This window comes from Janthinobacterium sp. Ant5-2-1, assembly GCF_001445815.1.
Classification (GTDB): Bacteria; Pseudomonadota; Gammaproteobacteria; order Burkholderiales; family Burkholderiaceae_D; genus Janthinobacterium; species Janthinobacterium lividum_E.
In genome coordinates, this window is record NZ_LNCE01000068.1 from 53,595 (window position 1) to 73,223 (window position 19,629).

16 protein-coding genes are annotated in these 19,629 nt (G+C 57.7%); 6 read left to right on the forward strand and 10 right to left on the reverse strand.

Going from position 1 to position 19,629, the window contains the following annotated elements; translation table 11 throughout:
• Positions 1 to 99: 99 nt before the first annotated feature.
• The 8 genes from ASN89_RS21180 to ASN89_RS21215 all read right to left on the reverse strand — a co-directional run bounded on the left by ASN89_RS21180 (position 100) and on the right by ASN89_RS21215 (position 9,172).
• A complete protein-coding gene (locus ASN89_RS21180) occupies positions 100 to 1,095 on the reverse strand; it encodes an alpha/beta hydrolase family esterase (RefSeq protein ID WP_058050661.1) in 996 nt (331 codons plus the stop codon).
• Positions 1,096 to 1,179: 84 nt separating this feature from the next.
• Positions 1,180 to 3,384 (reverse strand): TonB-dependent receptor, encoded by a 2,205-nt coding sequence (locus ASN89_RS21185; protein ID WP_200969099.1) that lies wholly within the window; start codon positions 3,382 to 3,384, stop codon positions 1,180 to 1,182.
• 148 nt (positions 3,385 to 3,532) lie between these two features.
• Entirely contained in the window at positions 3,533 to 4,354 is an 822-nt protein-coding gene (locus ASN89_RS21190) for an alpha/beta fold hydrolase (RefSeq protein ID WP_082127850.1), read from the reverse strand.
• Between the two features lie 116 nt (positions 4,355 to 4,470).
• A complete protein-coding gene (locus ASN89_RS21195; RefSeq protein ID WP_035825265.1) occupies positions 4,471 to 5,109 on the reverse strand; it encodes a TetR/AcrR family transcriptional regulator in 639 nt (212 codons plus the stop codon).
• A 107-nt stretch (positions 5,110 to 5,216) separates the two neighbouring features.
• Positions 5,217 to 6,173 (reverse strand): bifunctional helix-turn-helix transcriptional regulator/GNAT family N-acetyltransferase, encoded by a 957-nt coding sequence (locus ASN89_RS21200; protein WP_058050662.1) that lies wholly within the window; start codon positions 6,171 to 6,173, stop codon positions 5,217 to 5,219.
• A gap of 98 nt (positions 6,174 to 6,271) precedes the next feature.
• Positions 6,272 to 6,697, reverse strand: coding sequence for a hypothetical protein (locus tag ASN89_RS21205; protein WP_235502034.1), 426 nt, complete (start codon positions 6,695 to 6,697; stop codon positions 6,272 to 6,274).
• Between the two features lie 27 nt (positions 6,698 to 6,724).
• Positions 6,725 to 7,150 carry a hypothetical protein gene (locus ASN89_RS21210; protein WP_058050664.1) on the reverse strand — a complete coding sequence of 142 codons (426 nt, stop codon included), beginning with the start codon at positions 7,148 to 7,150 and terminating at the stop codon, positions 6,725 to 6,727.
• A 66-nt stretch (positions 7,151 to 7,216) separates the two neighbouring features.
• On the reverse strand, positions 7,217 to 9,172 hold the full coding sequence (locus ASN89_RS21215) for a PKD domain-containing protein (protein ID WP_152988641.1): 1,956 nt from the start codon (positions 9,170 to 9,172) through the stop codon (positions 7,217 to 7,219).
• Positions 9,173 to 9,640: 468 nt separating this feature from the next.
• Between ASN89_RS21215 and ASN89_RS21220 the strand changes: the two genes are divergently transcribed.
• A complete protein-coding gene (locus ASN89_RS21220) occupies positions 9,641 to 10,162 on the forward strand; it encodes a DUF1993 family protein (RefSeq protein ID WP_058050666.1) in 522 nt (173 codons plus the stop codon).
• Positions 10,146 to 10,877 carry a DUF1566 domain-containing protein gene (locus tag ASN89_RS21225; protein WP_058050667.1) on the forward strand — a complete coding sequence of 244 codons (732 nt, stop codon included), beginning with the start codon at positions 10,146 to 10,148 and terminating at the stop codon, positions 10,875 to 10,877. The genes ASN89_RS21220 and ASN89_RS21225 overlap by 17 nt, the downstream gene beginning before the upstream one ends.
• A 25-nt stretch (positions 10,878 to 10,902) precedes the next feature.
• On the opposite strand, the gene ASN89_RS21230 is transcribed toward ASN89_RS21225, so the two are convergent.
• The gene (locus ASN89_RS21230) at positions 10,903 to 11,619 is read right to left on the reverse strand and encodes an SDR family oxidoreductase (protein ID WP_058050668.1); all 717 of its coding nucleotides are present in this window, start codon (positions 11,617 to 11,619) and stop codon (positions 10,903 to 10,905) included.
• 152 nt (positions 11,620 to 11,771) lie between these two features.
• Between ASN89_RS21230 and ASN89_RS21235 the strand changes: the two genes are divergently transcribed.
• The 4 genes from ASN89_RS21235 to ASN89_RS21250 all read left to right on the forward strand — a co-directional run bounded on the left by ASN89_RS21235 (position 11,772) and on the right by ASN89_RS21250 (position 18,288).
• Positions 11,772 to 13,076, forward strand: a complete 1,305-nt coding sequence (locus tag ASN89_RS21235; protein WP_058050669.1) for an MFS transporter — start codon at positions 11,772 to 11,774, stop codon at positions 13,074 to 13,076.
• 83 nt (positions 13,077 to 13,159) lie between these two features.
• Complete coding sequence (locus tag ASN89_RS21240; protein ID WP_058050670.1) at positions 13,160 to 13,723, forward strand: cysteine hydrolase family protein; 564 nt, start codon at positions 13,160 to 13,162, stop codon at positions 13,721 to 13,723.
• Positions 13,724 to 14,148: 425 nt separating this feature from the next.
• On the forward strand, positions 14,149 to 15,729 hold the full coding sequence (locus ASN89_RS21245) for an isocitrate lyase (RefSeq protein ID WP_034760061.1): 1,581 nt from the start codon (positions 14,149 to 14,151) through the stop codon (positions 15,727 to 15,729).
• 729 nt (positions 15,730 to 16,458) lie between these two features.
• The gene (locus ASN89_RS21250; protein WP_152988642.1) at positions 16,459 to 18,288 is read left to right on the forward strand and encodes a DUF6119 family protein; all 1,830 of its coding nucleotides are present in this window, start codon (positions 16,459 to 16,461) and stop codon (positions 18,286 to 18,288) included.
• 478 nt (positions 18,289 to 18,766) lie between these two features.
• Here ASN89_RS21250 and ASN89_RS29070 read toward each other — a convergent pair.
• Positions 18,767 to 19,629, reverse strand: an 863-nt coding sequence (locus ASN89_RS29070) for a hypothetical protein (RefSeq protein ID WP_161911790.1), incomplete at its 5' end; no start/stop codon positions are given.

Consider the following 19,629-nt stretch of genomic DNA (forward strand, 5'->3'; position numbering starts at 1 on the left):
ATCCATCAACCTTTGCCGCTTGGCCAGCAGGGCGGACCGTGAGCAGCACCATGGGGCGCCATCGCAGCGCCCATTATCCAAGCTGCATTCCTCACGCCATCAGCGCTGGTAATTCTTGAAGAAATTCCAGCTGATTACGGTGGCGTCCGGGCCCAGTTCATCGCTGAAGGGCCAGCCGGGAGGGCCGCCGCTCCACGCATGGTTCATGCCTTCGACCGTGTACTTTTGCGCGATGACGGCGCCGTTGCGCAGGTACGTGTCGATGGAGTAGCTGCGGCCGTAAGGCACCGTCTGGCGCACGATGCTGTCGGCACGGTAGCGCACGCTGTCATTGTCGAGGCCATCGTCGCCATAATCGCTGGTCTGCAGGAATTGCTCGATGGTTTGCTCGCCATTGACGGGATTGACGACGATGTCGGACGTGCCGTGGAATACCATCGTCGGCATCAGGCGGCGCGGCGAGCCGGAGCAGCGCCACGCATCCTTGCCGCGTACTTTCGGGTCGAACGAACTGCCATTGAAGAGGGAATCGGCGGCCGTGACCAGGCCGGTGGCGCCCTTGTACATGCCGCCCGAATGCACCATCACGGCGGCGAACACGTCCGAATAACAGGCGGCCATGATGGAAGCCATGGCGCCGCCCGCCGAGATACCCGTCACATACACGCGGCTATCCTGCACCGCATATTGGTTCTTGACCTTGTTCAAGATGCCCATCAGCACGGCCGGCTCGCCCGTGCCCCGCTCCTGGTTCAGCGGCAACATGAAATTCCAGCAGCGCATGGGGTTGGCCGTGACGTTCTGGCGCGGATAAACGACGATGAAGTTTTCGCTGTCGGCCAGCTGGTTGTAGCGGCTGACGGCGGCCATGCTGTTGGGCTCGGAACCACAGCCGTGCAGCATCAGCACGACGGGCAGCGGCGTGTTGGCGTTGTAATTGCTCGGTAGCCAGACCTGGTATTCGCGCGATCCCCACAGGCTCGCATACAGGCCGAAGTCCCACTGCCCGGCGGCAGCCGGCAGCGCGGCCAGCAAGCCGCAGGCGGCGATGAGTGCGGATACGAAGTGACGCAGTTGGTGATGCAGATGTGCCATGCCAGTCTCCTGATTGTTATTAAGGACGAAAACAGCGACAACAAACCAGCCTGGCGCTAACCAGACTGGCACTTCAACAACCTTTTAGAACTTGTAGCCAACCTTGGCGATGATCTGGCGCGGCGGACCATAGAAACCGTCGAGAATGAACACGGCCGGAATGTTGTAGCCATCCGTGCGATAGCGTTTATTACCCAGGTTGCTGCCGTGCAAGCTGAAGGTCCAGTTCTTCGGCGCTTCCCACACGACGCCAGCCGTCCAGATGCTGTAGCCGCCCTGTGCCAGGGTTTCGCTCAAGTCCGTGGTCGGGTAGACCTTGCTGCGGTAGCCATAGCCGACCATGCTGCGCAAGGCGCCGCCGAAGACGTCGCGGTCCGTGCGCGTCAGGTTCAAGCCCACTTGGCGGGCTGGCGTGTTGCTGAACTTTTGCGTGTCCGCGATGTTCTTGCCGCCGCTCATGAACTCGTCATAGCTGGCATTGAGCAGGGCGAGGAAACCGTTGACTTCCCACTGGCGGTTGGGCCGCCACGAGAATTCGAACTCGGCGCCTTTCACGGTGGCCTTGCCCGCATTCGTGAAGTCGCCATAGAAGCCCGGCACGCCGCCCGGCTGCACGTAGCTGGTAAACACGGACAACTGGATATCCTTGTAACGGTTGTAGAACAAGGCCACGTTGGCGTCGAACGTGTCATCCGGCGCCGCATATTTCATACCCACCTCCAGCGCGTCGAGTTTTTCATCCTTGTACGGCCGCGCCGAATCGGGCACCACCAGGTTGTTGGCGCGCACGTTGTAGCCGCCCGACTTGAAACCGCGCGACAGGTTGCTGTAGAAATTCGTCGTCTTCGACGCTTCATAACGCACGGACAATTTCGGCGAGGTATTGCTGACGGATAGCGACTTGTCGAAATCGGCCGCCGTCTGGATGGGCCGCGTAAAGCCCACGTCAGCAAAGGCGCGGTTGAGCACGATGGCGCGCTTTTCCTCGCGCGTGTGGCGCAAGCCCGCATTGATGCTCCAGACCTTGCCCAGCGGCCAGGTCCAGTCCGTGTACAGCGCCGTGCTGTCCGTCTCCACCGTGCTGACGGCGGCCGTGAACTGACGCCCCAGGAAGTTGTTGTAGATGCCGCCGCCGGCCGTGCCTTCGAAGCGGTACAGGCCGATCACGCCGGCGCCGTAGTCGCCGCTGTATGAGGCCTGCAATTCCAGGCTCTTCTGCTCGTCGCGCGAGTCGCCAAACACGTCGGCAATCGGCTGCGGCAAGCCGTCGAAGTCGATGGTTTGCTCGGACGTGCTGCGCCGCTTGGCGCCGATCACTTTCACGGACCAGTCGTTCAACAAGGTGTAGTTGGCCACCAGCGAGCCACCCCGGTTGTGCGTGAAGTTGTTGCCAGGCATGCCGCTCTGGATATCGTACGCATCCGTGCTGGCCGGCCGCTTGAGCGGGTCGAACGCGCTCACGCCCATGCGCTGGAAGCCGCGCACGCCCGATTTGTCATCCGTGGCGTCCAGGCTCAGCACGACGGTGAGAGGAATATCCTGTGGGAAATAGCCGACGGACAGGCGCGCGGCCGTGCTGTCCTGGTCGCTGACCTGTTCGCCATTGAAGGTGTTGCGGCCGAAACCGTCGCGGTCCAGCTTGGCGGCGGCCAGGCGCGCGCGCCAGGTGCCGCTCTCGTTGGCCAGATTGAAGGCGGCCTTGAAATTGCGCTGATTGTAGTTGCCGATGCCCACTTCCGCCGAGCCGCCGTTTTCCTTCGCCAGCGGACGCGAGATGTACTTGATGGCGCCGCCGATGGTGTTCTTGCCATATAAGGTGCCTTGCGGGCCGCGCAGCACTTCGATGCGCTGCACGTCGAACACGTCGAGCAGCGCGCCTTGCGGCCTGGCCATATAGACGTCGTCAAAATAAATGCCCACACCCGGGTCAACGCCCCAAACGGGGTCGGCCTGGCCCACGCCGCGAATGAAGGCCGTCAATGTCGTATTCGTGCCGCGCGACGCGTACACGGTCAGGTTCGGCACGCGCTCCTGCAAGTCGGCCAGGTTCTGGATATTCGCCCGTTCCAGGGCCTTGGCGGAAAACGCCGTGACGGCCAGCGGCACGTCCTGCAGGCGCTCGTCGCGGCGGCGGGCAGAGACCGTCACGGTTTCCATGCGCTCTTTCGCCTCGCTGGCTTCCTGGGCAGTGGCGGCGGTGGCCGGGCTGCCATCCTGCGCCTGCGCATGAGTGGCAAAGGCGCCGGCAACGGCAAGGGCGGCGGGCATCAATTTCAAAGCAAGTTTCATAGCGTCTCCAATGTCAGGCTTGCTTACCGCCAGGGAAGACGGCCGGATGCCAGGATCGCAAGACGTAACGGTACCCGCGCGCGCAATGCGAGCACCTGCCCTGCGATGACTGTTTCCCGGCCCTCGGCCCGTGCGGCGAGTGGCCTGTTTATTTTGAATTTATGGTAAGGAAGGACTGCAACAAGGTATTCACACGCTGCGCCTGGTCCAGAGGCGTGGCGTGGCGCGAGTTCGCGATGATCTCGATCTCGCACTGCTGAAACTGTGCGGCAAAGGCCCGCTTGCTGGCGACGGGCGTGTAATCCTGGTCGGCCGCCATGATGAAGACGGGCATGGCCAGGGTCTGGAAGTGAATGTCAATATCCCAGTGGAAAATGGCGTCCAGCGCGGCCAGATAGGCGCGCTTGTCCATGCCCGCCATCTGCGTGGCGAAGCGCTCGACGAGCGCCTGCTGGGCAGGATCGGGAAACAGCTTCTTGCCGATGATCTTGCCCATGGTTTTCAGGCCGAAGGTGGCGATCACGGTGCGGCGCAGCCAGTAGGCAAACAGCAGCGAGGCCGGTTTGCTGCCTTGGAACGGCTGGGAATTGATCAGGCACAAACTGGCCACCCTGCCCGGTGCGCGGTTGGCCATTTCCAGGCCCACCATGCCGCCCAGGGAAAAGCCGACGATGTGCGCGCGCGGCACATCGAGCTGGTCCATCAGGTTGAAAAGGTCGTTGGCGAAGTCGCCGATCTGCCAGTCGCCGTTGGGCGCGGGACTGGCGCCATGGCCGCGCAGGTCAGGCACGATCAGGCGATAGGTGCTGCCGAGGGCGTCGATCTGCGGGCGCCAGTCTTCGGCGCAGGAACCGAGGCCGTGCAACAGAAAAACGGGCTCTGACTGCGCGGGCTCGCCCTGCCCCGTCTCAGTTCCGAGACCCAGGTCGAGGTAATGCAATGGAACATCGGATGTCGTGTGACGCCGCATTCTGTCTCCTTGCTGTTGAACATGCTTTGTGTTCAGGTGCAGGAATATGTTTTCCTGCTGTTGGAAAACATAATACGGAATCCGAATTCCGATTTCAAGTTAAATCGCTAAATAGTTCAAGTCAGGTAATTTAAAGCAACACGCACCAGTTCATCCTCGAGCGCCGCGCCCGACAAAAAGGACAGCGAGCCCGTCAGGGTGTGCTGGTTCAGGATGCCCAGCAGCACGGGCGGCACCACCATCATCGCCTGTGTCGGGTTCGGGTGGCGGATGCTCGATGACTTGCTGGCCAGCACGGCCACAGTGCGTTGCGAGATCAAATGATTGATCTGGTGCACCCTGTCGCGAAATTGCGCATCCTGCGACGCCCGCGTGATCAAGGCCCGCAAGACGCCGCTGCGCCCGCCATTCACGGCCACGAACATGGCCACCATGGCGCGAATGAACTCTTCCAGGCTTCGCCCTTCCCACTGGCGCAGCTCCGTCAGGGTTTCGACCTTTTCCACCATGTCGGAAAAAAAGCGCTGCAGCAGCAAACGGCTCAAAGTGTCCTTGTCGCCCAGCAGACGGTAAAACGTGCCCACCGACGTTTCCGCCAGTTTCGCCAGGTCGGCCACGCCGATTTCATCGAAACGGTTTTCCGCGAGCAACTGTTCACCGACCTGCAGCAGGCGCTCGAACGCCTGCTTGCTGCGCGCCTGGGTGGGCTCGGGGGGAACGATCATTTGCGGGAAGGGCATCGGAAAGGAAGGCATGCGGCGTCGGCGTCTCTCGATAGTGGAACCGTGGTTCCGTTATGGGTGCGCGTATTGTAACGCGGGAGACGGCCGATGGGGAGCGCCGCGTGGCGCCCTGGCGTGCGCTACCTGCCCTGCCACTCCATGTAGACGTCGGCGCGCTGGTAATGGGCGTCGCCGGCCGGCCGCGCCACGTGGGTAAAACCGCTGCTTTCATACAGGCGGATGGCGAGCGCCAGCTTGCTGTTCGACTCCAGGAACAGCAGTCGCGCGCCGGTGGCCTCGAAGGCATCGAAAGCCCGTTCGATCAGTCGGCGCGCGATGCCCAGGCCCTGGCATTCGGGTGTGACGGCCATCTTCGACAGCTCGATGCTGGCGTCATCGGCGCGGATCAGCGCGCAGGTGCCGACGATCTTGCCATCGAGGCGCGCGAGGAAAATCTGCCCGCCAGCGTCGAGGATCGAGCTTTGCGGATCGGACAGCACCTTGTCATCGAGCGCCTCGACATAGAAATAACGTTCCAGCCATTCGATATTCAGGCGCTTGAAGTCGGCAGCATAGGGCGCCGCGTAATCGATGATCTCCACGGCGGCCCGCTCGCGCTGGTGCCGGCAGGCGGCGATCGTCTCGCCGAAACCTCGCGCCTGCAAGCGCGCTTCGGCCCGGTCCAGGCTGGCCATCAGTTGCGGCGTGCCCTGCTCGAACACCATATCGACGGCCGCGCGCACGTCGTCCCACAGCGGTGCCATCTCGCGCAGCAAGGCTAGCCCGGCGTCGGACAGCGCCAGCAGGCGCCGCCGCTCGTCCTTGGCGTCCGGCATTTCCGCCACCACGCCGGCATCGAGCAGCTTGCGTCCCAGCTGCACCACCACCGGATGCGTCTGCCCGATCTGCGCGGCCAGGACCGTGATTGACGTGGGGCCGTTGTCGCGCAGCAGCAATAACAAAGGGAAACAGCGCGACGTCAGTTCGACGCCGGCCGCCAGATAGCTGGTATCGACGCCGGCATACAGTTGATCGGAAAGACGGCGCAGTCGGCTGGCCAGCATCAGCGAGCCGTAGGTTTGCAAGGTGGAGGACATGTTAGCCAGTATATATGTAAGTAGTTACGTATAACCTAACGTAAACCACTTTCCCCGGTCAAGAAGAAGTATCCACCGCACAACAGGCCACGCTGAAGTCAGAACACGCCAGCCTCGCCCGCATCAAACGCTTCCCTCCACAGATGGTAGCCCTCCAGCTCGCTTTCATGAACGGGTTCATGGCCAATCAATGACTGCCCCGCCGCCGCGCCCGGACTGCGATTCGGAGCGTGGCCAATACGGACCGTCCAGCTGCCGTCCAGCGCAGCGGCCTGCGCCTCCTCGGCCGTGTCGAACTCGTATTCGCCGTACGCACAGCCGATGATCAGCAGGTAATCGTCCTCCGTTGCCACGATGTCCTTGCCACCCATGTAAATCGCCTCGCCGCGCCCGACTTCGATCGCATCGATCGTCAATACCTTGGAAACAGAGAGCTTGCCGTCCTCGCCTTGGGAAAGCAGCAGATCTCCTTGTTTGAAAGGAAAAGTTTTATAGTCGGAAGGGAAGAAATTTCCTGCAATCATTTGCATTCCTGTCAATTTATATTTACATTAATCTTCATTGGCCAACGCCGCTTGCAGCCTGGCCCGGAACACGGCCCCGGCCATCTCCCCCAAGCCCGGCCACACCTGCGTCAGCCAGCGCCTGCCCTCCTCGCTCGGCTTCACATACGGCGCGTCGCGCGTGGCGCAGTCCAGGCCGATTGCGATGACCTGCCCCGCATCTTCCAGGCCGCCCGCAATCATGGCGTCGATGGGGAAGGCGATCAGCTCGGCGGTCAAATGCCGACGCAGCAGACAGGCGGGCGCGATGATGGCGAACGACGCTTCCACATAATTCCAGCAGTTGGTGGGCCAGTGGGCATTTTTCACGGTGTCCAGGAAGACAGCATCACTGAACGTTTCAGGATGGGCTTGCGCCTGTGCATAAAAGGCGGCCAGGGCGACGAGTTGGGGTGGGGAAGTCCAGGTGGGCATGGGAACACAGACAAGAAGGGCTGGCGAATGCGGGACCGAAGCCCCGCGTTCGCCATATTACATCACTTAGTTTGATGTGAAGTCTGCGTTATAAACGAAAGACTGGCCCGTTTCCGCCACAAAGAACTTGTACGTCAGTTTGGCAGTTGCGCCATTCGTCTTGGGCGACACCAGCGAGAAGGTGACGCTGCTGCCGGCAGGAATGACCTGACCCGACACCAAACCGACTATGGCTGGAACGACACGGCCCGTACTATCGACGGCCGTCACGTTGGTAATCATGAAGCTCATCCCTGCAGCGGCCACCTTGAAGGTATCGACCGTAAAGTTGGGAGCACACGAACCTGAGCACGATTTCTGTACCGTCACATTGGTGATGTAAGGCAAACCGGCCTTCGTTTCAACCGGACCAGTCCCATTGTCTTGCACTTGGTACAAATTGAGCAGATTCGGCGTCGCCGTCACCGTGACATTATCTTCGCTACTATTCACCGAGCCATCGTTGACGATTAATGTCGCGACATAATCACCGGCCATATCCGCGACAAATGTCGGCTGCGCGGCAGTCAGCGATGACAGCACGGCCGTGCTGCCAGTAGGCTTGCTCTTCAATTGCCATCGATATGTCAAGACATCACGTTCTATATCTCCACTGCCAAGTCCCGTCAAACGCACGGTCGTTCCCGGAGAGACAACCTGGTCTATGCCCGCATTGGACATCGGCGGCGCATTGTTCAAGCCGGCAGTGGCAATAATGGTGGCGGTCGATGGTGCACTGTCGACCGTACCGTCATTGACGACAAGGCTGACGACATAGGTTCCCGGTACATTCGCCCAAAAGCTGCTGACTGCCTGGCTGCGGTCCCATGCGCCAGGAAATGGTTGCAACATGCTATTTGCAGGCACGGAGATGAAGGTCCACTTATAACTGAGATTGTCGCCGTCCGCATCCGAACTTCCCCTGCCATCGAGGGTCACGATATCCGCGCCGGCCCTTACATGCAGATTCACGCCGGCATTCGCCACCGGGGCGGCATTCGTGGACGTCGCCGTTATCGTGACGTTCATTGGATTGCTCGTTACCTTTCCATCGTCCACACGCAAGGTGGCGACATACGTACCAGCCCTGTCCGCGATAAATGAGGGCTTCACCAGAGTGGTGGACGACAGCGTGGCAGTACTCATGGGCGGACGGGAAGTCAAGGTCCAGTAGTATGTCAGGGTATCGCCATTCGCATCGGAACTTGCGCTGCCGTCGAGAATGACGGTACTCCCTTTGAGGACGTTCTGCACCACGCCCGCATTCGCCAGTGGTGGGGCATTGGCGGCAACCGCCGTCGTCGTCACGAAAGCTGGCACACTAGCGACCTTGCCGTCGTTGACCACCAGGCTCGCCTCGTACGCACCAGGCACATCCGCACGCAGGAACGGGCGAGCCGAGTTAACGTCCGCCAGCTGCGCAATACTGCCGGCCGGTTTTGATACCAGGGTCCATTGATAAGTCAGGCTATCGCCATTCGCATCGCTGCTTTCGCTACCGTCCAACATGATGCCCATGTTCACAACGACGGTCATTGCAAGGCCTGCGTGAGCGACCGGCGGGGCATTGGCTACCGACACGGTAATCGTGACCGAAGACAGCTCGCTACTGATCTTGCCATCGCTGACCTGCAAGGTGGCTACGTAAGTGCCAGCCACATCAGCGGTGAAAGTCGGTTTCACGGCGGATAAGGAATCCAGGACGGCGGCGCTGGAGACGGGTTTAGAGCTCATGACCCATTTGTAGGTCAAGGCATCGCCATTGGCGTCGGAACTGGTACTCGCGTCCAGGGTCACGACGCTGCCAACCACCACACTCTGGGCTGGCCCAGCTTGCGCGACTGGCTGCGTATTAACCACGGTAACGGGGGGAGTAACGGGTGGCGTCACTGCGCCGCCATTGTCCGCCGTGTCATTACTCCCGCCACCACAGGCCGACAAAGCAGCAAAAACCAGCGTACAAAATAAAATTCTACTATTCACGTGATATTCCGATCAGGTTAATGACATTTCACTCGACCCGAATTATTCACGATAACTAAAAAATATGATAGGCAACAACTGATTTGAACAGCAGAAAAATATTCTAATTCCAGTGCCGTTTTTCATTCGCCATTCCAGGCAAGGAAAAACAACCGCATTGAAACCATCGGCCAACTTTAAATTGTAACGATGAGTCAACGCTGGCAGCCAAATTGATAAATGCGAGAAAAATAATGATTCTTTTTCGTCGAAAGAAATTTTTCATCATTATAAATTACAGACGACACAATTCATAATGACAGCCACATCGCAATTATTCATTCCATGCCCCCCCATTTGAACGCTGGAAAGCGGACCTTTTAAATCTAGGCGCCTGAGCCCATGGCCGCATGCTAAGCTTCGCGCCGTTTTATGCAAGATCCCGCGCGCCTTTCTACTCTTTGTCAGCATAACTGCTTGAGGAACTCCATGTCGGTCTACGCCATCACCATCCCCTGCTTTGCACAGATGCTGCGCTCCCTGACGACGCTATTAGCAAAAGGCGAAGAGCGCGCCCAGGCACTGGGTTTCGATCCGCAAAACCTGCTCGACGCGCGCCTGGCGCCCGACATGCACACCTTGGCGCGCCAGGTGGAATTTACCTGCACCCAGGCACAGGAAGCCGTGTGCCGGCTGACGCGGCAAGCGTTGCCCCAGTTCGCCACGCCCGCCAACATGCGAGAAGCCAAAGCGCTGATCGAAGATACCCTGGCGATACTCGCCTCGGCGGACCGTGCAGACATCGACGCTGGCGCAGAGCGGCAAGTGTCGATCACCCTGGCCGGCGGCTTGACCTTCGACATGACGGGCCAGGAATACGCGGTGAACTGGGCCACGCCGCAATTCTATTTTCATCTGGTGACGGCCTACAACATCCTGCGCCATAACGGCGTGCCACTTGGCAAGGCCGAGTATGTACAACATATGTTTGCCTATGCACGCCCGGCATAAGACCGAGGGCGCCATCGCGGGCGAGCGCTATGCCGGCGTCATGCCTGGCCACGATGGCGGCGCCAGCTACCAGCTGTTCCTGCTGCCCGGCGAAGCGGACGCCCTGTCCTGGCAAGCCGCACTCGACTGGGCCGCGGCGCGCGGCGCCTGTCTGCCGACGCGCAGCGAACTGGCCTTGCTGCACGCAAACTTGCCCCACGCCTTCCCGGATGCATGGTACTGGTCGTCGGAAGCGGACGCCATCCTGCCCCGCATGGCCTGGAGCCACGATTTCGATAACGGCACCCAGTACAACTTTCGCAAGACCTATTCAGGCCGCGCCTGCGCCGTGCGCCGGGTCGACGTGGCGCCATCGGCCGCTGCGCCCATTCCCCTGCAGCAGGGCGAACGCTATGCCGGGCTGATTCTTGGCACGGATGGCGCGCCCGATTACCACTTGCTGCTGCAGCCAGGCGAGTTCGAACTGGAATGTCAGACGTGGCAAGCCGCATCGGCCTGGGCTGCCAGCCTCGGCCACAGCCTGCCGGATCGGCGCGAGCAGACCTTGCTGTATGCGACCTTGAAAGACGCGTTCCGTCCCAACTGGTACTGGTCGTGCGAGCCGGGCGACATCGAAGACGAAGCGTGGTGCAAGGATTTTGACACGGGCGTCAGCTACCAGAATGCGCGCGAGTTTGACGGCTATGCGCGCTGCGTGCGCCGAGTGTTTGCCTGAAGTCTACGACGCAGACGCGTAAAACCTAAAAGCGCTCGTCGCGCAGCGCCGGCATCACCAGTTCGCGCACGAACGAGGCATTCGACAGGCTCAGCAGCATGCGCACGACGGCGACAACGTCATGCACAGGGATCAGCTCGCCTTCGCCCCGCGCGGCGGCCTCCGCCAGCGGCACGGACAAGCCATCGTAGGTATTCAGGTAACCCAGCTGCAGCGCCGTCACGGCCAGCCCCTGTTCGCGGAAACCTTCGCGCAAGGCGTCGGCGATGCCGTTCAGCGCGAATTTCGACGCGCTGAACGTCACCTCCGGGCGGCCGCTCTGGCGCAGGCCAGAGGTAGACCCCGTGAGTATCAGCTGCGGCTTGCTGCTGGCCAGCAAGCGGGGCACGAGGCGCTTGAGCAGCAATATCGTCGCCGTGATGTTGGTATTGACCATGTCGACGATGGCGTCGTCCGCATCGCCGAGGAAAGCATACTCGTCGCTGAAGGCCTTTTCTTCCCACACGCCCAGGTTGTAGATCACGGTGTCCAGCGCGGCCGGCGCTTCGTGCGCGATGCGTTCGACGGCCTCGGCAGGGGCTGCCAGGTCCGCCGCAATCCATTGCAGCTGCGTGCCCTGGCCAGCGGGCAAGTCGGCAGGTTGCTGGCGTGATACGCCGATGACGGCATGCCCGTCAGCGAGCAAACCGTCGACCAGCGCGCGTCCCAAGCCCCGGCTGGCGCCCACGATCATGATGTTCATGCAGTATCCTTTCCAATGAAGTCAACGCTGATGATAGCGGCGTTGTATTAAGCACAGCTGAGGCTGCTCGCCATACGCACCGCGTTTACTCATACAGCGGAAATGCGTATGCTAGCTCTGGCAATCTCCGATAACACACAAGAACGAGACACATGCCTACTTCCAACACCGCCGCAATCAACGCCGCAAGCCGCCCCCTCACTAAACAAGACTACAAAACCCTGTCGCTGGCCGCCCTCGGTGGCGCGCTGGAATTCTACGATTTCATCATCTTCGTCTTCTTTGCCAACGCCATCGGCCAGTTGTTCTTCCCGCCGGAAATGCCGGAATGGCTGCGCTTGCTGCAAACCTTCGGCATCTTTGCCGCCGGCTACGTCGTGCGTCCGCTGGGCGGCATTGTCATGGCCCACTTCGGCGACTTGCTCGGCCGCAAGCGCATGTTTACTCTCTCCATCCTGATGATGGCCGTGCCGACATTGCTGATCGGTCTGCTGCCGACGTATGCCACCATCGGCCTGGCCGCTCCGCTCCTGCTGCTGTTGATGCGCATCTTCCAGGGCGCGGCCGTGGGTGGCGAAGTGCCGGGCGCCTGGGTGTTTGTGTCCGAACACGTACCGAGCCGTTTCACGGGCTTTGCCTGCGGAGTGCTGACGGCGGGCCTGACGGTCGGCATCCTGCTCGGTTCGCTCGTCGCGACGGGCCTGAACACCGTCTACACGCCTGCGGAAATCACCGATGGCGCCTGGCGCTATCCATTCCTGCTGGGCGGCATCTTCGGTTTCGGCGCCATGTATCTGCGCCGCTGGCTGCATGAAACGCCCGTGTTTGCGGAAATGCAGCAGCGCAAGGCGCTGGCCACGGAAATGCCCTTGAAATCCGTGCTGCGCAGCCACCGAGGCGCCGTCGTCGTGTCGATGCTGCTGACGTGGATGCTGTCGGCCGGCATCGTCGTCGTCATCCTCATGACGCCTGCCCTGCTGCAAAAGATCCACCACATCGCGCCGCGCACCACCCTGGTCGCCAATACCGTGGCAACGCTGTGCCTGGCCTTCGGCTGCATCATCGCCGGCATGCTGGCCGACCGCCTGGGCGGCAAGCGCGTGATCTTCGTCGGCTCCGTGCTGCTGGCCATCAGTACGTATATCTTCTACACCACCGTCGGCACCCGCCCCGACCTGCTGCTGCCCCTGTACGCGATGACGGGCCTGTTCGTCGGCGTCGTCGGCGCCGTGCCCTACGTGCTGGTGCAAGCGTTCCCGGCCCAGGTGCGCTTCTCCGGGCTGTCGTTTTCCTATAACTTGTCGTATGCGATTTTCGGCGGCCTGACGCCCGTGGTCGTGACCCTGATGTTGAAGAACAACGTGCTCGGTCCCGCCTATTACGTGATCGGCGTGTGCGTGGTTGGCATGCTGACGGCGCTGTTCATCAAGGATCAGCGGCAGACCGTGGGACGCTAGATCCGCTCCCCTGCGGCAATCACTCCGGCACTATTCCCCAGGCAGGCGCCAAGTGCGCCTGCCATCCATTCCAGGCTACCAACATGCATGCCCACCATCCCGCACTGATCATCATCGACATGCAACAAGGCATGGCCAGCCCCGCTGCCGGAAGCCGCAACAATCCCGCTGCGGAACACCAGATTGCCACCCTGCTGCAAGCCTGGCGCGCGGCGCACGCCACCGTCGTTCATGTGCGCCACATTTCCAGAACGCCAGGCTCGCCCTTCTGGCCCGGCCAGCCCGGCGTAGAATTTCAGCCAGCGCTGGCGCCTTTGCAGGAAGAGCATGTCGTGGAGAAAAATGTGCCCGATGCGTTCATACACTCGGGACTGGAACGCTGGCTGCGCGTGCGCAGCATCAGCAAGCTCGTCATCGTGGGCGTCAGCACCAACAATTCCGTGGAGTCGAGCGCACGCACGGCGGGCAATCTGGGCTTTGCGACGCATGTCGTCGCCGATGCGTGTTTTGCATTTGCGCAAGTCGATTATGCGGGCACGCCGAGAACGGCGGACGAGGTGCATGCGATGGCGCTGGCCAATTTGCATGGCGAGTATGCGCAAGTGGTGACAGCTGCGGACGTGATCGATGCACTGTCCCGCCCCTGACCTGCGCTGGCGCACCATCATGCCCGCCAGACTGTTGCCGGCACACGACAGTCACGCTGGAATAGCGCTCCCCGCAAGGCTTCCCGCCCATTCCATGCAGACATGCACAAGCTTGCGCCACCTTCGGGTGGCTTTTTTTCGCCCCGATTTGTCGCGCTGCACCAAAATCTGAAAAGGCGTTTCACATCGCGGAATTTCAGACAGCAGACTCAGCCACAAATCCTCTCACTTTTTGAAAATTCATTTCATATCATGAAAATACATAATTAAGCCATTGAAAAACAAGGAATAAATTTAAGTTATATGTCTTATATAAGACTTGAACATCGACATGGATAAGCCTACTATTTAGTCATGCAGTTCGCATCGACACAGCGGCGCACTCGACGATTTTCTCAAACTTAGTTTTTCTTTAGGAGATACACATGTCCCAATATCAAGACGACATCAAGGCTGTTGCCGGTTTGAAAGACCAACAAGGTAGCGCCTGGAACGCCATCAATCCCGAGTCCGCCGCCCGCATGCGCGCCCAGAACAAATTCAAGACGGGCCTGGACATCGCCAAGTACACGGCGAAGATCATGCGCAACGACATGGCCGCCTACGATGCGGACCCATCCAAGTACACCCAATCGCTCGGCTGCTGGCACGGTTTCATCGGTCAACAGAAGATGATCTCGATCAAGAAGCACTTCAACAGCACCGACCGCCGCTACCTCTACCTGTCCGGCTGGATGGTTGCCGCGCTGCGCTCCGAGTTCGGTCCGCTGCCAGACCAGTCGATGCATGAAAAAACCGCCGTCACCAGCTTGATCCGTGAGCTGTACACCTTCCTGCGTCAGGCCGATGCCCGCGAACTGGGCGGCCTGTTCCGCCAGCTGGACGCGGCGCAAGGTGCCGAAAAACAAGCCATCCAGGCCAAGATCGACGGCCACGTCACCCACGTCGTGCCCATCATCGCCGACATCGACGCCGGTTTCGGCAATGCCGAAGCAACCTATTTGCTGGCAAAACAGTTCATTGAAGCGGGCGCCTGCTGCATCCAGATCGAAAACCAGGTGTCCGACGAGAAACAATGTGGGCACCAGGACGGTAAAGTCACGGTGCCGCACGAAGACTTCCTGGCCAAGATCCGCGCCATCCGCTACGCCTTCCTGGAACTGGGCGTGGACGACGGCATCATCGTCGCCCGCACCGATTCGCTGGGCGCCGGCCTGACCAAGCAGATCGCCGTCACCAATGAACCAGGCGACCTGGGCGACCAATACAACTCCTTCCTCGACTGCGAAGAAGTGTCGGCCGACGCGCTGGGCAATGGCGACGTCATCATCAAGCGCGAAGGCAAGCTGCTGCGTCCTAAACGCCTGCCGAGCAACCTGTTCCAGTTCCGCGCCGGTTCCGGCGAAGAGCGTTGCGTGCTCGACTGCATCACCTCCTTGCAAAACGGCGCCGACCTGCTGTGGATCGAAACGGAAAAACCGCATATCGCGCAAATCGGCGGCATGGTCAGCGAAATCCGCAAGGTCATCCCGAACGCCAAACTGGTGTACAACAACAGCCCATCGTTCAACTGGACCCTAAACTTCCGCCAGCAAATCTTCGACGGCATGAAAGCGGCAGGCAAGGACGTGTCCGCCTACGACCGCGCCCAGCTGATGAGCGTGGAATACGACCAGACGGAACTGGCGATCGCCGCCGACGAGAAGATCCGCACCTTCCAGGCCGACTCGGCCCGCGAAGCCGGCATCTTCCACCACCTGATCACCCTGCCGACCTATCACACGGCAGCCTTGTCGACAGACAACCTGGCCAAGGAATACTTCGGCGACCAGGGCATGCTGGGCTACGTGGCCGGCGTGCAGCGCAAGGAAATCCGCCAGGGCATCGCCTGCGTGAAACATCAAAACATGTCCGGCTCGGACATCGGCGACGATCACAAGGATTACTTCAGCGGCGAAGCGGCGCTGAAGGCGGCGGGCAAAGACAATACGATGAACCAGTTCTGAGCTTTTGGATTGGCTGTAGAGTGACAGAGCCCGCTTCGGCGGGCTTTTTTGCGTCTGCGCTACCGGCAGACGGCAGGTTTGTAGGTGGGGTTAGCAGCATGTATAAGACGCTTTGTGCGGAGTAAGATCGACCGGTATCCGGCGGCGCGGCACCGGATGGCAATACCGTCGATACCAACGCAGCGACGCAGGGTCAGGTCTGCCATTTGGACACGGATTGATGCTTTGTATGCCGTAGAAGCCTTTAGGTCTTTGTCGGCATGGATTCATAGCCTATCAGGGGAGTCGCAGGGTCGCACCTACAGGCCCTCTTCGAATCGACAATTGTAGCCAGCGGCGCGGGCAGCCTCGCGCGCTGAGGGCGTGCGTCTATGGTTCTGACTAAGCTGGCTTCTGCAGTGATCAATGTATCAGCAGGTGTCTGAATGGCGGACTTGGCCCCGGCCCTCTAAACACGGTCATTTTCTGGGGGGGGGGGGTTACCACACTATCTCTCCAATTACCTCGGATGGCGATGGGCTCTCGATGTCCGTCGCATCAATGCTCCGTTGGAACTACTGAAGGCATCCGTCGGAGTGTTTCCACATTTAGCCGCGACGTACCTTTTTTTTTGCATCCGCGAGGCTGCTTTTCGTTGCAAACAGCAAATGGACTTGTAGCAAATATGCAGACCAAACTAGACGAAACTCCTAGAACACAATCGTGGATACGTTAAAAATAAAATATTAGTTGACATTATTAGCACATAAATACACCATCAATATTGAATTTGATTTATTTCAACAATACAGCGTGTTTTATCATATCGAGGCTGCGCGCTCGGATCCCTGCATTACCAAAAAACGACCTCGCAGGAAAGATAAAATGGCAACCTCAGCAACTCTTCCAAAACTAGCACTAGTAACCACAACTAGCGTGCATCATGAATCGACCGTAGAATTGTCAATTAGACTGATGCACGATGGAGTAAAACTACCCGATGCGTTAAAGGCGGGACATGGACTTGCCCCCTATTCATGTCTCTACGGTACCCTACTCTACGACACTACGAAGGCCACGGCACCGGACTGGGCAAAGTTTCTGGAACCGAGTGCTCCTGGACTCACCGTTGAACTTAGCGGTCAGCATTCATCGGCAGTACTTTTAATCGAGGCAGGTCCGACCGGAGGGAAACGGTTATTCGCCGTGTGCTTCGGACAAGGGCACCACGCTATCGAAACCGACCGCATGGAACGGCAGTTTGGAATGCGCGTTGTGCTTAACTGTGTAGCGCGCGATAAGTTGCGTGAAATGAACAGCGCCAGCCTAGACGCCACAGTCATTCAGCGCAATACCCAAGCAAGTCGCGAGAGCGACTTAGCCGACTTTGGTCTGGATACCAATCGCGATCTTCTTCGATTAGCTTCGGGAATTCCGAACGATGCTGCGCTAGCCAAAGCCATGTCTGGCAAAGACGCACTGAAAGTACGTCGAAAAATGGCGATATCTAGCTTACCCGTTTTTTGTGCCAGATTACTAAAATTATATGATGCAAAGGATTATGAAAAAGACTACAAATTCATTGACCAGGTTAGACCTGTGCATAAGGGACCATTGCTCGATACTCTAGACAATTTACTTTTCGTAGAACTCTGTGGAGTGGTCGCTGGCAATCCTTCGGATCTACACTTAGCAGTGCCAGACATACTATCGGCCGATCTAATACCAGAGTTGAGCTATATTGGCGCCAATTTACCGCGAAAAAAAGGCGAGTTCACCACGCTCGCTATTGAAGACTATGTTAGCGAACTAAAAAAAGGTTTGTTCTCAAAATTCAAAAGCATGGCGGAAATTCGCAGTAGCCACGAAATACGTGCGGTAAGTTCTGATCCGAATCAGCCTTTCAACAGCATGAAGTTATACGATTGCTTTGTATTCGAAACTGTGTATGGAGTGGCAACATACGTCCTATTTGACGGACTCTGGTATAAAATTGATGACATTTACTATAAAAACGTAGAGCAGTTCTATCTTAGTCTGCTCAAGCCAGCATTTCTTCTATCGTCAACGGCGAAAAACGAACGAGCACTAATCCATGAATTGTGCAGCTCAAAGTACCCAGAACTTCTATGTCTTGATCAAACCAAAGTCTCGCCTGCTGGTGCAAAGGGTTCGAATCTTGAACCATGCGACTTCCTGGCCAAGACAACTTCCATGTCGCTTCAACTCATTCATCTCAAAGATTCTGAGTCTTCCGCCCCACTCAGCCACTTGTGGAACCAAGGACTTGTCTCTGCACAGTCATTAATGCACGATAGCGTCTTCCGCCAAGGCGTTCGCAAAGTTACGAATGATCGGGAAAAAATTCATTGTCGCAGCGGCTTTGTCGGCATGCTGCCGACTGCCGCCAAAATCACACCTTCCGAATATACTGTGGTATACGGAATACTTAAGAAAAAAAATACTATAACAAAAAAACTTAGCATCCCATTCTTCAGCAAAGTAGCACTTCGCGGCACAGCAGAGCAATTGATGATGATGGGCTATAAGACGGAGCTACATTTGATCGAAAAAATTTGACTCTGCGGCGAATGCCCAACGGACAAGAGCCAGGACTACCAATCGCACATAGGCCGCGGCCCAAGACGCAGTAAAAGTCCGCTCAGCAAAAAACCTGATTAGAGTCAAAAGCGCGCACTATCAAGGCGCGAAGGTGCCGCGCAGAGACAGGCGTTGGGCAATTCGGAGAGAACCGGGCCATAGACCTTCTCTTCGAATCCCTGATATCAACACTACTAGTCGCTAAACATCAACTCCGCTTCAGGCTTGGACACAGGTAGGAAGAGAAACTCTACGAGCACAGATCACCGCCATAAACCGGCTTGCGCTTGCAAGTGCAACCTTCCCTAATTCATCTCATTAAGTTTTAAGGAACAAGTCACATGTCCTAAAATACCGCCTAATACCCAAGTCGTGGCCGACGTCAGAACTGCCCCTAGCTTACGCTATAGCTCACTCCGCCGATGACAGGAATCCAATCTAAAATTACAGAAGTTTTTCAACCATTGTTTATTTTATCAGCATATTCATCAATGGCCACCAAGGCAGCTTTAACAAAAGCATTTTCTGAAGAGCGAATCTCTTCGATAATTTCAGGCAAGGCTGCAATCAGTTCTTCCGACAATATTAGTCTATCAGGTTTTCCATCACTCGACTTATCAAGCCTCAATAAATTTAAAGATCGCAAAACCATAAATATTTGATTACCAGTACCAATAACCTCTCGCAAAGCGATATCTACTCCACCGGACCTATACGAAGCGGCCTTGAGGGAGTTCTTAGCATAAAAATCAGCTAGAAAATCGTAATAATCAGGCTGCGATTCTTCTGAAACCAAATTATATTTGTATAGTGCATAGGCGGCAACATCAGCATCAAATGTAGATTGCCTTAGAATTTTTTTAGATAAGCTATCATTTCCAGAATTCCCCGTAGAAGGGCTAGATTTAATTGATAGTGCACCACTCTGCAGGGCCGTCAGTTTAGCTACCTCACCATGAATAGTTGTTAGCTGCCCTTGGGACTGAAGCATTCCCTTATCCAACACTTCCAATTTATCAGTAATTTGGTCCACTCGATTAAGGTGATTCTTTAGATCAACGTTAGAACCGGATAAGTCACTCGCTACATCCTTCAGATTCTCAAGTTCCCTAGACAATATTCCAGAAATAGTTTGCTGCGAATCATTTTGAACAAAACTATAAATTATCGCCACCACGGCCAGGATAATAGAGGCAATAGTTCCTGCGAATGATACATAATTCAAAACCTCTTGTGAGTTCGAAAAATCTCGAGCGCTCTGAAAAATCCAATACTCAACCATCAAAAGTAGACAAATCAAAAAAAGCCACTCTCTGCGAC

Excerpts from the sequence above, each read along its gene's own strand:
- ASN89_RS21240 (WP_058050670.1), top strand. The coding sequence starts at position 13,160 with ATGCATGCCCACCATCCCGCACTGATCATCATCGACATGCAACAAGGC.
- ASN89_RS21205 (WP_235502034.1), bottom strand. The coding sequence starts at position 6,697 with ATGATTGCAGGAAATTTCTTCCCTTCCGACTATAAAACTTTTCCTTTC.
- ASN89_RS21195 (WP_035825265.1), bottom strand. The coding sequence starts at position 5,109 with ATGCCTTCCTTTCCGATGCCCTTCCCGCAAATGATCGTTCCCCCCGAG.
- ASN89_RS21185 (WP_200969099.1), bottom strand. The coding sequence starts at position 3,384 with ATGAAACTTGCTTTGAAATTGATGCCCGCCGCCCTTGCCGTTGCCGGC.
- ASN89_RS21190 (WP_082127850.1), bottom strand. The coding sequence starts at position 4,354 with ATGCGGCGTCACACGACATCCGATGTTCCATTGCATTACCTCGACCTG.
- ASN89_RS21220 (WP_058050666.1), top strand. The coding sequence starts at position 9,641 with ATGTCGGTCTACGCCATCACCATCCCCTGCTTTGCACAGATGCTGCGC.
- ASN89_RS21235 (WP_058050669.1), top strand. The coding sequence starts at position 11,772 with ATGCCTACTTCCAACACCGCCGCAATCAACGCCGCAAGCCGCCCCCTC.
- ASN89_RS21230 (WP_058050668.1), bottom strand. The coding sequence starts at position 11,619 with ATGAACATCATGATCGTGGGCGCCAGCCGGGGCTTGGGACGCGCGCTG.
- ASN89_RS21210 (WP_058050664.1), bottom strand. The coding sequence starts at position 7,150 with ATGCCCACCTGGACTTCCCCACCCCAACTCGTCGCCCTGGCCGCCTTT.
- ASN89_RS21180 (WP_058050661.1), bottom strand. The coding sequence starts at position 1,095 with ATGGCACATCTGCATCACCAACTGCGTCACTTCGTATCCGCACTCATC.
- ASN89_RS21245 (WP_034760061.1), top strand. The coding sequence starts at position 14,149 with ATGTCCCAATATCAAGACGACATCAAGGCTGTTGCCGGTTTGAAAGAC.
- ASN89_RS21200 (WP_058050662.1), bottom strand. The coding sequence starts at position 6,173 with ATGTCCTCCACCTTGCAAACCTACGGCTCGCTGATGCTGGCCAGCCGA.
- ASN89_RS21225 (WP_058050667.1), top strand. The coding sequence starts at position 10,146 with ATGCACGCCCGGCATAAGACCGAGGGCGCCATCGCGGGCGAGCGCTAT.